The organism is Syntrophotalea carbinolica DSM 2380 (assembly GCF_000012885.1).
In the GTDB taxonomy this organism is placed as follows: domain Bacteria; phylum Desulfobacterota; class Desulfuromonadia; order Desulfuromonadales; family Syntrophotaleaceae; genus Syntrophotalea; species Syntrophotalea carbinolica.
The window spans coordinates 2549054-2562990 of the sequence record NC_007498.2 but is presented as its reverse complement, the minus strand read 5'-3'; the positions used below and the strand labels follow the sequence as shown (position 1 = coordinate 2562990).

The 13937-nt window shown below is 51.5% G+C and carries 10 protein-coding genes; 9 read left to right on the top strand and 1 reads right to left on the bottom strand.

Translation table 11 applies throughout. The features are described from left to right. Nucleotides 1-631 precede the first annotated feature (631 nt). The 9 genes from PCAR_RS12020 to PCAR_RS11970 all read left to right on the top strand — a co-directional run bounded on the left by PCAR_RS12020 (nucleotide 632) and on the right by PCAR_RS11970 (nucleotide 12832). Nucleotides 632-2545 carry an FAD-dependent oxidoreductase gene (locus PCAR_RS12020; protein WP_011341946.1) on the top strand — a complete coding sequence of 638 codons (1914 nt, stop codon included), beginning with the start codon at nucleotides 632-634 and terminating at the stop codon, nucleotides 2543-2545. Between the two features lie 861 nt (nucleotides 2546-3406). Beyond that, nucleotides 3407-4240, top strand: coding sequence for a shikimate dehydrogenase family protein (locus tag PCAR_RS12015; RefSeq protein WP_011341945.1), 834 nt, complete (start codon nucleotides 3407-3409; stop codon nucleotides 4238-4240). A gap of 244 nt (nucleotides 4241-4484) precedes the next feature. After that, entirely contained in the window at nucleotides 4485-5306 is an 822-nt protein-coding gene (locus PCAR_RS12010; protein ID WP_011341944.1) for a sugar phosphate isomerase/epimerase family protein, read from the top strand. Nucleotides 5307-5664: 358 nt separating this feature from the next. Continuing rightward, complete coding sequence (locus tag PCAR_RS12000; RefSeq protein ID WP_011341942.1) at nucleotides 5665-6891, top strand: MFS transporter; 1227 nt, start codon at nucleotides 5665-5667, stop codon at nucleotides 6889-6891. 48 nt (nucleotides 6892-6939) lie between these two features. Then, entirely contained in the window at nucleotides 6940-7701 is a 762-nt protein-coding gene (gene aroD, locus PCAR_RS11995; protein ID WP_011341941.1) for a type I 3-dehydroquinate dehydratase, read from the top strand. A 116-nt stretch (nucleotides 7702-7817) separates the two neighbouring features. Beyond that, complete coding sequence (locus PCAR_RS17935) at nucleotides 7818-9326, top strand: outer membrane channel OmpJ-like protein (RefSeq protein WP_011341940.1); 1509 nt, start codon at nucleotides 7818-7820, stop codon at nucleotides 9324-9326. 77 nt (nucleotides 9327-9403) lie between these two features. Then, complete coding sequence (locus PCAR_RS11980; RefSeq protein ID WP_011341939.1) at nucleotides 9404-9679, top strand: hypothetical protein; 276 nt, start codon at nucleotides 9404-9406, stop codon at nucleotides 9677-9679. A 205-nt stretch (nucleotides 9680-9884) separates the two neighbouring features. Next, complete coding sequence (locus tag PCAR_RS11975) at nucleotides 9885-11381, top strand: FG-GAP repeat domain-containing protein (RefSeq protein WP_011341938.1); 1497 nt, start codon at nucleotides 9885-9887, stop codon at nucleotides 11379-11381. Nucleotides 11382-11563: 182 nt separating this feature from the next. After that, nucleotides 11564-12832 (top strand): MFS transporter, encoded by a 1269-nt coding sequence (locus PCAR_RS11970; RefSeq protein ID WP_011341937.1) that lies wholly within the window; start codon nucleotides 11564-11566, stop codon nucleotides 12830-12832. 118 nt (nucleotides 12833-12950) lie between these two features. Here the strand turns inward: PCAR_RS11970 and PCAR_RS11965 are convergent, their stop codons facing one another. After that, nucleotides 12951-13757 carry a MerR family transcriptional regulator gene (locus PCAR_RS11965; RefSeq protein ID WP_011341936.1) on the bottom strand — a complete coding sequence of 269 codons (807 nt, stop codon included), beginning with the start codon at nucleotides 13755-13757 and terminating at the stop codon, nucleotides 12951-12953. Nucleotides 13758-13937: the final 180 nt, after the last annotated feature.

Below are 13937 nucleotides of genomic sequence, written 5' to 3'. Positions count from 1 at the left end.
TAGCATGTGAAGAAGTATTGTAAATAAGAGACTTGAAATTTGGTCTGTTGCGCATTTTTTCAGTGTAACGCTATTGAACGTATTGAGTGTTGTTGAAGAGACTGTAATCCAGTTTTTATGTAGTGATTTAACTTAAGAGAAAATCCGATTAAAGTAAAACTTAAAAATATATATTTCATATTATGGTAAGACATTTTTGTGTTATCTGTTGTTGCGTAAATAGATCGTTGAATTTCAAGAATGTCGGCATTAAATACTTGGTTTAAGACATAGGTGACATTGGTGTCGTCGTAGAGGACGTAGTGGTCCAAGTGATCATTCGGTAAAGGTTGGCTTTATTTAAATGAGGAACTAATCTCTGGCTGCTTGGGAAGGGGTCCCAAAAAGACAAGTTCGTAGGTGCTGGTGTTAGAGGGGAGGGGGTTCCCTGGCTACTTGAAAATTATCGATCGCACGATTTTCGCGAAGAGCGTTGCGAAGCTCGGGTGTTGTGACGTTCAAGGTGAGATGCCTGGATCGCGGTGATTTGATAGTGTCGTTGTTCCATCAGTATTTTTCGGACTTTTCAGTCAGGCGAGGATATTGTAAACACAACCGCCTCTAGGGTAGCGAGGCAAGAAGGGATGTAGGTATGTTATTCACACCCATCAACATCAACAAACTGACTCTTCGCAACAGAATTATAATGCCTGCCATGGTAACAGGGCATGCCGCAATTAACGGTGAGGTATCCGATCGGTTGATTAATTACCATGCCGAGAGGGCCAAGGGTGGCGTCGCGCTTCAGATTGTCGAGGCGTGCTATGTGGAACTCGGCGGTAACTGTTACGCACGTGGTCTGGGTCTGTCCGACGACCTGATGATCAAAGGGTTCAAGAAGCTGACCGATGCCATTCATGCCAACGGTGGCAAGGCTGCATTGCAGCTCATGCACGGTGGTCGCATTGCCAATCCGCCGACATCGCTGCACCCCCGGCGTCTTGTGTCTTATGTTCCGGGCCTTACGCCTTACGACGATGTTCGCGTTATGGACATTGAAGAAATCGAATACATTATCGATTGTTTCAAAAAGGCTGCCGAGCGTGCCATCAAAGCTGGTTTCGACGCTATCGAAATCCACGGTGCCCACGGTTACCTGATTGCTCAGTTCATGTCGCCGTACACCAACAAGCGTGACGATATCTACGGCGGCTGTTTGGAAAATCGTATGCGCTTCCCCGTGGAGATCCTCAAAGCCATCCGCTCCGTGGCCGGCCCTGATTTCCCGATTCTGTTCCGCTACAGTATTAACGAATACGTGCCTAACGGCGTGACTCCCGAATTGGCGAAAGACATGGCCAAGATCATGGTCGAAAACGGCATCGATGCCTTGCATTTCAGCGCCGGTCTGGCCGAAAGCAACCAGTACACCATCCCTTCGGGTGCACTTGGCCGCGGCTGGAACGCCGACGGCGCCGAAGCGATCAAGGAAGCTATCGGTTCCAAGGTGCCGGTATCCGTTGCCGGTCGTATCAATAATCGCGAGACTGCTGAAGCCATTCTTGCTTCCGGTAAAGCTGATCTTGTGTCGATGGGGCGTGGGCTTCTTGCCGATCCCAATGCGCCGATCAAGATGCAAGAGAAAAAAGACGCCGAAATCCGCCCCTGCGTTGCCTGTAACGACGGTTGCGTCGGCAAGATGTCCGTTGGCTTTACCTGTGCGGTTAACCCGCGTACCGGTTATGAGGGTCGCTACCCCATGACCAAAGTCGATCGTCCCAAGCGGGTTGTGGTTGTCGGCGGCGGCCCCGCCGGTATGCAGGCGGCCCTTACCGCTGCTGAACGCGGTCATGAAGTCGCGCTTTACGATAAGAATGACGAGCTTGGCGGATTGGTGAATGTGGCCATGTTGCCGCCCAATAAAGATCCCTACACTCCTCTGATTGCTTATTATGCAGAGGTGCTGCCCAAGGCCGGTGTCAATGTCGTTCTCAATAGCGAAGTGACTCTGGACGATATCAAGGCCATGGCCCCCGATGCTACGCTGGTTGCAACCGGCAGTCTTCCGGTGGTGCCCCGTTTCTGCTCTGAAGCGCCGGTCATTACCGCCGAGGACGCTCTTAAAGGTACCGCGCCCGTAGGTAACAAAGTTCTGATCATGGGTGGTGGGCTTGTCGGTAGCGAGACGGCTGAATTCCTGGCCGAGCAGGGCAAGGATGTCACTATCCTGGAACTGCGTGAAGATATCGCCATGGATATGGAAGCCCGCAGCCGCAAATTCCTCATGCCGCGCCTCAAGGAACTCAATGTCAAGACTATTCTGGAGACCGAAGTGGCCGAGATCGGTTGCGATAAACGGGTCAAAATCCGGAATAAGTACAAAGAGGAAAGCTGGCTTGAAGGGTTTGATACGCTCGTTATCTCCTTGGGCTACAGAGCCTATAATCCTTTGTTGCAGGCACTGTATTCCGAAGAAATTCCGGCGACCCCGGTGGGTGACTGTATCAAGGCCGGTAAGGTTATGGATGCAATCCATCAGGGTTTCCTGGCAGGTTATGCCGTTTAATTCAGTAAAACCTGCCGCAGGGTAGGTGGTGTGACTGCCTACAATGTACGGAAGCGGTATTCACGGAACCCCGTCCTGTAGTCAAAGGACTGCAGGGCGGGGAACCAATAAAACTACATATGCGAATGTCGGGTGATAGATATAAGATTCGTAACAGATATATGTTTGTATTAACCTGTTTTCTTCCTCCCAAAGAAAATGTTATCGGTTGATTTCATCACCCTTTTTTTACAACAACGTCTCGAAGGTTTTCACGACGACAATCATATACAGCAAGTTAGCCATTTTTCCCTGGCGGTCCGATAGGCAGCTACGGAGTTCTTCCTCCCCTTGTGAGCTTAATCGACATGCGAACGAAAGTAGAGTCTTCAGCCTCTATGTCTCCTATCTCCTAAGCACCATCACAACCGTATCTGTTCGTCGGACCGCAATTTTTACTACCCAACGCCCCGAGGTTTCCTCGGGGCGTTTTTTTTGTTTTTATCCTGTGTTTTTCAGGATTTGTACCTGATTACAAATGTTCAAAATAGATGTGTAATTTTCTAAAAATAGATTTTAAAAAGCTGTTGACTCTCAAGGTGCTTAAGACTTTACCTTCAAGTCACTTGGGAGCAAAAGTTAAAGTTGCTTGGGACTGAAATAGAATAGCAGTTTGTTTTATGATTATTGATCTTATATTCAATGATTTAATTGAATTGAAGTTTGTTTTGTAAATACGCAGTAAATCAAGAACGTGGCAGGTACTTAAAAACAGTGATTGGTTCCTATGAAAGGAATCGTAAAAAGGAGGATTCGCCAAGGCAATCCCTCTCTTTGCCTTAGCGAATTCCTCGAAACACCCTAACCGTTTGGAGGTATATCATGAGTGCAACTACCACACCTAACCTGTATGGCATTGTCGGCTATCCCCTTGGGCATAGCCTCAGCCCGCTCCTGCATAACACCGCCTTCCAGGATCTGGATCTTCCCGGCGTCCTGCTCCCTATGGATACGGAACCTGAAAAACTGACCACCTTCATCGACGCTGTCCGTCTGCTGAACATCCGCGGCTGCTGCGTTACCATTCCTCACAAACAAGCCATCATTCCTCTTCTTGACAAAGTAACCGATCGAGTCAAAGCCCTTGGTGCATGCAACCTTATCTATTGGGACGGCGATGCTTTGTGCGGAGACAACACCGATGTTCTGGGCTTCATGTCCCCCCTGCAGGCCGACCCCCCCGCGCCCGAGATGAAAAAAGTGCTGCTTATGGGTGCCGGCGGCGCCGCTCGAGCCGCTGCGGCCGGACTTAAGACCCTGGGTTTCGATGATATTACGGTTACCGATATCGTCGACGACCTGCCCGCAGCTCTGGCCGAGACTTTTGATCTCAAAGTTGTGCCCTGGGAAGAGCGCACCAGCGTGCCGGCGGATATCGTCGTCAACGCTACCCCTCTGGGAATGAAACATAAGTATGAAGATGAAACCGGTTATCCTGCGGAGGCTTTCGCCGGTCGCAAAGGGATCGCTTACGACATTGTCTACACTCCCTTTGTCACACGCTTCCAGCGCGAAGCCGCTGCCGCCGGGTGGAGGACTATCGCCGGTCGGGAAATGTTCATTTCCCAGGCGGATGCTCAGTTTAAAACCTGGACCGAGAAGAACCTTCCCGAGGTTGCGAAACAAGCCGTATTCGATGCCTTGAATTCAAAGTAAACCGATGCTCTTTGACGCTTGTTCCGGTGGTGTGCAAGCGTCATGCAATGAAGCAGTCAGCCAGAACTAGGAGCAGGTTCCCGGAGAACCTGAATGTCCCAATTCCAAACCGTACTGAATCGGTCGAACAACCGTATTTAACAGGGTGCCGACAAGTGACGGCATTACGGTGAGGATGACCGTATCGGACAAGGATACGGATTGTTTTAATACCTAAATACCTTGAAGAAGGAAGGAGCACGACATGCAGAATCGTCCTATTGGCCTCGCAGCTCTCAGCGTATTGGATGTGTCGCCGGCCAACCAGGTTACCGTGGCAGCGGAAGCCGGTTTCAGCCATGTGGGATTGCGGCTGTTGCCCGCCACCCCTACGGAGCCCGTGTACAAGATGGTTGGGGATACTCCGATGGTGCGCGAGACGGAGCGTCGCCTGAAGGAAACAGGCGTAAAAGTGCTTGATATTGAAATTTTGCGTCTGAAGCCGGATACCCGCGCCATCAACTTCCTGCCTGTGCTGGAAACCGGCGCTCGCTTTGGTGCCAGCCAGGTGCTGATGGCCGGTAACGATCCGGATCCTTCGCGGTTGGCAGACAATTTCGCCGAACTGTGCGAAATGGCTGCACCGCTGGGTCTGGCCATCAACATGGAACCCATGCCCTGGACGGATGTCAAAAACCTCAAGGATGCAGCACAGCTGATGAATACGGTCAATCGTGACAACGCCGGCGTCATCATCGATCCGCTGCACTTCGATCGTGGCGGTAATACTCTGGAAGATATCAAGCTGCTGCCGGAAGGCTCTCTGAAATACATGCAGCTTTGCGACGGCACCAAAGAGAAGCCGACCGACATCGAAGGTCTTCTGTACCAGGCCCGCGGCTATCGCCTTGCGCCGGGCAAGGGCGGTATCGATCTGGTTTCGCTGCTCAAAGCGCTGCCGGCCGATTTGCCGCTCTCTCTGGAGTGTGTCAACGAGCAGGAGCAGTTGGCTCTGGCGCCGATTCCTCGCGCGAAGATGCTTTATGAAGCAACCCAGGAACTGCTCAAACGTGTAGCTGAAGCTTAAGCGGACAGACAGGATGTCAGGTTGCATGACGCCTGATGCTTTCGGGGGCTGATCGTTTGATCAGCCCCGGAAAGTCGCACTACAAGACCGGTTGTTTTATCTTTATCGATTTTGCCGGCAGACCTGGTCAGCGGGACAAGCGCAGCCAGGAAAACAACGAATCCGGGTTCGACGGGTGGCAGCCCGTTTCGAACGCGGCCTTGGAAACCTTGCTTCGGCAAGGAGACGAGTCCGGTAAAACGATAAAGCGCAACGAACCAGCGTTACTCTGTTAGGGATTTCCATCGCTTTCGAGAGACGGAAATCCCTAACAGAAATCCTCCAACTTGTAAAATTAACACAAAACGGGATGAATACAATGAAAAACAGATATATGCCTACGGCATTATCCCTTTATGTGAACTATTTCGTTCACGGCATGGGTGCGCTGATCCTGGCGCAGAGTATGGACTTTTTGTCGAATCAGATGAACACCGACGCCGCCGGCGTTGCTTTCGTTATTTCCGGTATGGGCATCGGGCGTCTTATCGTTCTGTTCGTTCTCGGAGCGCTGTCCGATAAATTCGGCCGCAAGCCTTTCGTTTTCCTGGGCATGGTCATTTATGCCTTCTTTTTCGTCGCTATCCTGTTCAGTCCCAATACCACCATCGGTTTCATCCTTGCCGTGCTGGCCGGTATTGCGAACTCTTCTTTGGACGCAGGTACCTATCCCGCGCTCATGGAATCGTTCCCCAAGCATCAGGGTATCGCAAACATCTTTACCAAGGCTTCCATTTCCTTCGGTCAGTTTGTTCTGCCCATGATTATGGCATTCGTTGTCGCCAACAACATGTACTTCGGCTGGGGTTTCATTATCTGCGCGGCCGTGCTGGCCATTAATGCCCTGGTTCTGATCAAGATGGTGTTCCCCGATCACAAGGCCATTGCCGCTGCCGATGCGGACAAGGCTGCCAACGCCGTTAATCAGGATGCCCCCAGCGTATTTCGCGAAAAACCGAAAATGGCCGTCGAAGGCGTGTGCCTTATCCTGATCGGTTATACCTCCACGGCTACTTTCTTCCTCTTTTCCATCTGGATGCCTAAATTCGCTACCAACGTGGCGGGTATGGCCGGCCCCGAAGCCCTGCGTCTGATCAGCCTTTACGCTATCGGTTCCCTCTGCAGTATCGGTCTTACCACGGTTTTCCTGCGTAAGTTCCCGCGTCCTGCTTATTTTGTTCTGATTTACCCCATTATTTCCACGATCTTCCTGTTCCTCCTGTACCTCAATCCCGGTCCCGCAATCTGCTACGTTTGTTCCTTCGTCGTCGGCTATGCCGGTGCGGGCGGCGTTCTGCAGCTGGCTCTTACTGCTATGGCGGAATTCTTCCCCGAGGGTAAAGGCAAGATCACCGGTATCGTTTACACCTGTTCCAGTGTCGCTACCTTCTCGATCCCCGTTATTACCGGGATTATCGCCAGAACCACAGGTATCCGCGACATCATGCTGTTCAATGCCGGCGTGACCTTTGTCGGTGTCGTTCTGGCTGCAGTCGTTGTTTATCGCTACCGCAAAGTCATGAACCTGGATGCCGTGGCTGCTTAAGTGTCGAACGGTAAGTGACTGCACCTTGTAGCAAAGAGGAAGCAATAAATGGCAACAGTAAAAGTGAGGGATGTGGTTTTTGGTGCAGGAGCACCCAAAATCTGCGTACCGATGGTTGGGCGCACCCTGGATCAACTCGTCAATGAAACCGAAGTACTGAAGGTGTTGGATTTTGATTTGGCAGAATGGCGCGTCGATTTCTTCGAGCATGTCGAGGATATCGAGGAGGTTAAGTCGGCCTTGTTCGAGATTCGCGCCCGGTTGGGCGAAAAACCGTTGCTTTTTACTTTCCGGTCCAAACGGGAAGGTGGGCAACGGGAGGTGTCGGATGATTATTACGGCGCCTTGAACAAGGCTCTGGCGCAAACCGGTGAGATCGATCTTGTGGATGTGGAACTGTTTCAGGAACAAAGCGTGGTTCGTGAACTGGTCGATACCGCACATGAGCATGGCGTGAAGGTCGTGATGTCGAGTCACGACTTCGCCCGGACACCGGTGAAAGAGGAGATCCTGATGCGGCTGTGCCGCATGCAGGAGCTTGGAGCCGACCTGCCGAAAATTGCCGTTATGCCGCAGAATGCTTCGGATGTTCTGGTGTTGCTCGATGCGACCAACACCATGCGAGAACACTTTGCTGATCGTCCGTTTATTACTATGTCCATGTCCGGGCTAGGAGGCGTCACCCGCCTGGCCGGCGAAGTGTTCGGCTCTGCGCTGACCTTCGGTTCTGCGGTGGAAGCATCTGCGCCCGGACAGATTAATGCTGCTGATTTACGCAACATACTTAATTTATTGCACATGCAGACATAGCCGCATCGAAAACAACCCGTGATGGTGGGATTGCCGTAACCCGGTTAGGCGGTTTTACCTCGCGGGCCAGCGTTGGATGCGCGTAGTGCGTGTGCGGTACATGACAGGAGGTACCGTTGAAAACAATCAATAAGGCCATCATCTTTCTGATGGTTCTGGCACTGACTGCCGTTGCGACGCCTTCCATGGCTATTGAGCATGAGTTCCACGGCATGTTCCGATTAGGCATGGTAGGGAGTAACTATTCCGGTTCCGAAGGGCCGGACTATTTTTCCTACAACGGCTCGGGGATGTTCGCCAATACTCCCGATACGGGTTCCAAACACCGCAGCACCGCATTTTATCTTGATCAGCGTACGCGAATTATGTACATCGCCAAGATCGACGAAGATCTCAAATTGGTAACCCAATTTGAGATGAACGCACGTTGGGGCGATACGGACTACAAAGGCAGCAGTATTTCCGGTGGTGGAGCTGTTGGTAGTGACTCGGTAAACCTGCGCACCAAGCATGTTTTCCTTGACTATACTTTCCACCCCTGGGACCTGGATATCAACGCCAAGCTCGGTCTTCAATATTTCGGCGACAATTACAAGGGCGTATTTTTCTCCAACGACGCCGCTGCCGCTATCTTTTCGACCAATATCGGCAAAACGTCCGTGAGATTGGCTTTCTCCCGGTTCGCCGACAACGGCAGTACCAATTATTCCGGGACGACCAACTACACCGGCGGATCTGTTAACCCTTACAACACCAACGGTCTGCTGTTCGGTTTTAACGGCACCGTGTTGGATGCGGACGAAGGCACTGTCGGTGCGGCTTACGGCGATGTGTCCGCTGACCTGTACATGCTTGACGCCAAGTATAAGGTCAACAAAGACCTGACCATCGGCGGTAGCTACTACTTCCTCTACAGCGACATCGCTCGCAAACTCTACGGTGTCACCGAATCAACTCTCAACGGTTATACCTATCACGTTAAATATCGGGCCAATGTGCATATGCTGGGTTTCAACGCCCAGGGTCGCCTCGGTCCGGTGGATGTCAACGGTTTCTTCCTCTACCAGTTCGGTAAAACGGTTTCCAAAAACATTTCGGCCTTTGCCGCCAACCTCGGCGCCAAGATGAAACTCGGCCCCGGTACCATCAAAGCGGAACTGTTGTATATGTCCGGTGACGACGGTAATCGCGACAACAAGACCAATGCCTTTGTGGCCATCGGCGGCGAGTGCGGTTATATGGTCACCGGCCTGCAATTCCTCGCTCGAGACAATCTGCTTATCTCGAACCGGAACAGCTCTTTGTTCTACGACAATAACGCAGGCCAGGGGATGATGCTGGGCTGGGTCGGTTACGATCTGCCGTTGACCAAAAAGCTGACCTTCTCCACCAATGTCGGCTACGGAGCTGTTGCCAAACAGAATCAGAATGTCGTCACTTCTTCCGGCCAGAATCTCGGGACCGAAGTGAATATCTCCTTCCCCTACAAAGCGCGCGAGAATTTCACCATTGCGCCGCGCTTCGCTTATGTGTTCCTTGGCGATTTCTTCAACGGTCTGGCCGAAAACGGCCAGGACCCTGACGATATCTACAGTGCAAGTCTGGTCATGCTCCTGAAATGGTAATGTGAATCAGGTAGCGCAAGGCAGGTGCCTGCCTTGCGCTGCATATACCTTCTCTCTACGATGGAAAGGACACACCTATGAAAAAAACGGCTCTGCTGCTGCTTGCGACATCCTGTCTGGTGTTCTGTACACCTGTTTTTTCACAGACCCGCCAGGATCAAAAGGATATGTGCCTTCTGTCCATGAAGTATTGCGCCAATCAGGCCGATACCATTCAACAGACCATCAAAAAATTAGAGAAAGAAATCGGTAAAGGCGAAAAGGTCTATTCCGAACAGGAATTGAAACAACTCGAACAGAAACTCAACGAAGTCAACGACATTCTTAAGAGTCTCGTCGGCGGCAGTAAGTAGCGCTCGAACGTTGAAAACATTCGTACGTTTTTCAGTCATTGATGCTGGTTCGCTATCGGTTTTCCGCACCCGGGCGATAATTGCCAGATTTTTGCCCGGGTGCCGGAAAACATGTGGATGCCGGCAGACTCTGCCCCTTGCGGCTATCTCCACATTATCCGGGTTGAACGGGCCTCCCCATTAAACGCTTTCGGAGGATTGACTCGTGAAAAAGATTTTGCTCACAATTGGTGCTGTACTTCTTGTCCTCGGCTGTGCCTGCGTCTGTGCGGCCGAGCCCCTCAAAGCCTTTGTCTCCCCATTTAATGTCGTGGGTGTCGCCAATGAAGACAAACTTCAGGTGGCATTACAGCATATGATGGCTTCCCGGCTTGATCCCGCCTATGTTCAGGTGGTGGATAGCGGGGAAAACGCCGATTTGCTGATAAACGGCAGCTTTACCCAGTTTGGGGAGATCTTCAGCTTCGATGTTTTGCTGACCCATGCTCAAGATGGCCACGTCAGCAAGGTTTTCGAACAGGGCGACAAGCAGGCCGACTTCTTTCTCGCCCTGGGTCGGGTGACCGATAAAATCAACCGGGACCTGGCAGCGAAACAGACCGCAGCTCCTTCCGATATATCGAGCCATGGTTATGCCATCGCGCCTTCGGCAACTTCCCCCCGTGTCAATCGTCAGCAGTCATCGACACCCGTAACCCCGGAAACCTACGTTATCCCTGCGCAGGACACCGGCAAAAGTGCCCGTGCTCTGCCCGGTCTGCAGATTGATGGCGTCATGCGGGGGCTTGCCCTGGGGCGAAAGTTGGCCTCCGGTGAGCGGGAAGTGTTTGTTGCCGGGGACAATGTACTGCGTATGTATCTGCTCGCCGATGCGTTGACGCCTCTGGACGAGGTGAGCATTCCCCTGCCGGGCACTATCGTCGCGCTCGATACCGCCGACCTGGATCATGACAATGTGCCTGAATTGTATGTCTCCATTCTCGATCGGGGGACCTTCACATCGAGTGTCTTCGATGTCGTCGACGGAAAACTCAAGGAAATCGCCACGGATCTGGAGTGGGCATTTCGGGGCGTAGGCATGGAGCTGGAATCCCGTACGGTTTACGCCCAGAAGCTGGGCACCGACGGGCAGTTCTATGGGGACGTCGCTGTGTTGAGCAAGTCCGGTAACCATTTCGAAGCCAAGCAGTCCATAGCCCTGCCGCGTTTTGGACATGTATTCAATTTCGCACGTATCGCAAGCCCTTCGGGAGACCCTCTTTATCTTGTGCTTGACGTCGACGGCCATCCCGTGGTCAGTACCCTCGACGGTAAGGAGATCTGGCAGGGGGAAGAGGTGTTGGGCGGTTCGGAGACCATCTTGAACAAGCCGGAGACGATTCCGGGCAACCTTGAGAATTACCGTTGGCTGTTTATGGAACAGCGGATAATGACGTTGCCCGACGGAACCATTCTGATCCCCCAAAACGAAGGTAAATTCAGCTTCGGCAACAACCGGGCTTATAATCGGCATACCATGTATGCCTTCGAATGGACCGGGAACTTCCTGGCGGAAAAATGGCACTCTCCCAAAATAAGCAGCTACCTGGCTGATTTTGCGATGGATTTTAACTCAAAAGAAATAATTTTGTTGGGGGTTGAGAAACGACCGAGCTTATTGTACAAAGGGCGCAGTTCAATCTCGACTAAAAGGATAAATTAAGTAAACATAATCGGCCCCGGGGTGACGTTTGCCCATATGTGGGGTCGGTGCATTGAAAAAGATTTTTTGCAACAAGACAGATTGAGGGTCTCTAGGGTTGTCTCAAGGGGAGTGATGCTTTCGGGGATTCGTCATCAATTTAGTGTTATCTGAAATTGGCAAACAAAAAAGGAACGGACTATATGAAAAACAGATATATGCCCACAGCCTTGCTTCTGTATCTTAGCTATGTTATCGGCGGTACAACATCTGTGCTTATCGCGCAGAATATGGATTATTTATCCCTTCAGCTCCATACGGATAATGCCGGTGTTGCTTACGTGCTATCCGGTATTGGTATCGGTCGACTGGCCGTGCTGCTGATTTCCGGCATTTTGTCCGACAAGTTCGGCCGCAAGCCTTTTGTGTTCATAGCTCTCGGCCTGTTTATCGTATCCTACGTCGGCATTCTCGTCAGTCCCAACGTGGCGATTGGTTTTATATGCGCCGTCATTGCGGGTATGGCGAACTCCTGTCTGGACGTCGGTAGTTACCCCGCCCTGATGGAGGCTTTCCCCTCCGCCCCGGGCACGGCCACGATTTTGATCAAAGCCTTTATTTCCGGAGGGTCGTTTGTCTTCCCGTTCGTCACCGGCTTTATCATTGCCAATAATATCTATTGGGGTTGGTCGTTCATCTTTTTCATCGTTTATCTTTTCGTGCTCGGCGTGGCTTTGCTCAGAATGCCGTTCCCCAATCATAAAATCGAAGCCAGCGACAGCAGTGCTGAGGATGCAACCGTCGCAGCGGAAAAGCGTTTCTTGAGCAAGCCGAATATCTGGATCGAGGGTGTCTGTCTGATTATGATCGGTTACACCTCCACGGCAACATTTTATGTCGTATCTATCTGGATGCCTAAGTTCGGCGCTCAGGTCGCCGGCATGGATTATTCGGTCGCCCTGCGTTTGATCAGTTATTACAGCATCGGTTCCCTGATCAGTGTGATCATTACCGGGTGGATGGTAAAGGCCCTCTATCGTCAGGTAACCTTTGTTTTCGTTTACCCGCTGATCTCCACCATTTGTCTGGTATTGATGTATTGTTATCCCACGCCGATCCTTTGCAAGGTGGCATCGTTTATCATTGGATTCACTGCCGCGGGCGGTGTGCTGCAGCTGGCGTTGACGACCATGGCGGAGTTTTTCCCTCGCGGAAAGGGCAAGATTACCGGTCTGGTTTATACCTTGTCGAGTCTGGCGACATTCTCCACCCCCCTGATTACCGGATATCTTTCCAAAACCGTTATCGCGGATATTATTCTGTTCAACGCAGTTGTCGATGCCTGCGGGGTGATTTTCGCGCTGATTGTCATGTTCCGGTATAAAACGGTCTTCGGCAAGACATACCGATTTGCCAAAAAAGCGGTGTCTTCTGCTCCCGAAGTTTCCGTTGCGGCAGTAGGTGCCGAATAGGTGAATCGCTGAAGCGATGCGGGAAGGTCCTCCACGGGCGCTGCATCCGTAGCTTTAATGCTACGGAGCAGCTCCTGTGGCGGGACAAGACCGGTGGTGGGGGGGGGCGACTATACCGTTATTCTTCGAAGGGCAGCCAGACCTGGTGGTAGTTGACATATTCGTCGGTTGTCTTGCGATAGTTGACAACCCGACTGATGATGTCGCCGGTTAATGACATGCCCTGCTCGCGCATATATGCAATGGCCGGTTGCAGGCGTTGCGGCGTAAGTCTTTTGCTCGGGCAGGATTGTATAACGGTATAAACGCAAGAACGGGAAGGCAGGTAAGTGATGTATGGGGGGAGGTCATCCGGTAAAAAATCAGCGAATTCCTCCTCGATGCACAGACCGAAGTAATGTTTTTTTCCTCCTTGTTCGTATTCTTCCTTGGTCCAACGCGCGCTTGTAAATACAAACGGTACATGCTCGATCCACCTGCAGGTTTCCTTTTTGATTTGAGGGTCTTTGATGAGCACGTATTGGTCTTCATTGTCCAGGCGGTACATAGCGGGTCTTTGCTCGATGCGGTATTTGCCGATAAAGGTTTCGGCATCGGCCATGATTTCCTGCATGTGGTGAATGCTTTTTACCAGGCTCAAGGCATAGGCGGCCTCTTTTTCAAGCTCGGTCGTTTTGTCTTGAAGTTTGCCGATGATGTCTTCAAGGTCGCAGTTGTTGATGAGGTCGGCCGTTTCCGAAAGAGTAAACCCGTATTGGCGATAGGAACGGGCGTGGAGCAGGGCATGCATATCCCAGACGCTGTAACTTCGGTAACCGCTGCTATCTGATTTAGAGGGTTTTATGATGTTCTGTTGCTCGTAATATCGGATGGCTTCGGGGGTGATCCCCAGCATTTTGGCAACTTCGCTGATTTTATATTTCATATGTCCCTCATCCCTATATTCGTACGGCGAAAAATCATATCATTTCAAACGGTTCTGTAGATCATTGTAACAGTCCCTGCAACGGGCTCAAGCCATTGCGGAACCACTGTTCGGTAGACAACGAACGATTCCCTCCTTATCGCAAAGATTATTGACTCCCCCATATCGAAATTTTAAGAA

Excerpts from the sequence above, each read along its gene's own strand:
- PCAR_RS12020 (WP_011341946.1), top strand. The coding sequence starts at position 632 with ATGTTATTCACACCCATCAACATCAACAAACTGACTCTTCGCAACAGA.
- PCAR_RS12015 (WP_011341945.1), top strand. The coding sequence starts at position 3,407 with ATGAGTGCAACTACCACACCTAACCTGTATGGCATTGTCGGCTATCCC.
- PCAR_RS12010 (WP_011341944.1), top strand. The coding sequence starts at position 4,485 with ATGCAGAATCGTCCTATTGGCCTCGCAGCTCTCAGCGTATTGGATGTG.
- PCAR_RS12000 (WP_011341942.1), top strand. The coding sequence starts at position 5,665 with ATGAAAAACAGATATATGCCTACGGCATTATCCCTTTATGTGAACTAT.
- aroD (WP_011341941.1), top strand. The coding sequence starts at position 6,940 with ATGGCAACAGTAAAAGTGAGGGATGTGGTTTTTGGTGCAGGAGCACCC.
- PCAR_RS11980 (WP_011341939.1), top strand. The coding sequence starts at position 9,404 with ATGAAAAAAACGGCTCTGCTGCTGCTTGCGACATCCTGTCTGGTGTTC.
- PCAR_RS11970 (WP_011341937.1), top strand. The coding sequence starts at position 11,564 with ATGAAAAACAGATATATGCCCACAGCCTTGCTTCTGTATCTTAGCTAT.
- PCAR_RS11965 (WP_011341936.1), bottom strand. The coding sequence starts at position 13,757 with ATGAAATATAAAATCAGCGAAGTTGCCAAAATGCTGGGGATCACCCCC.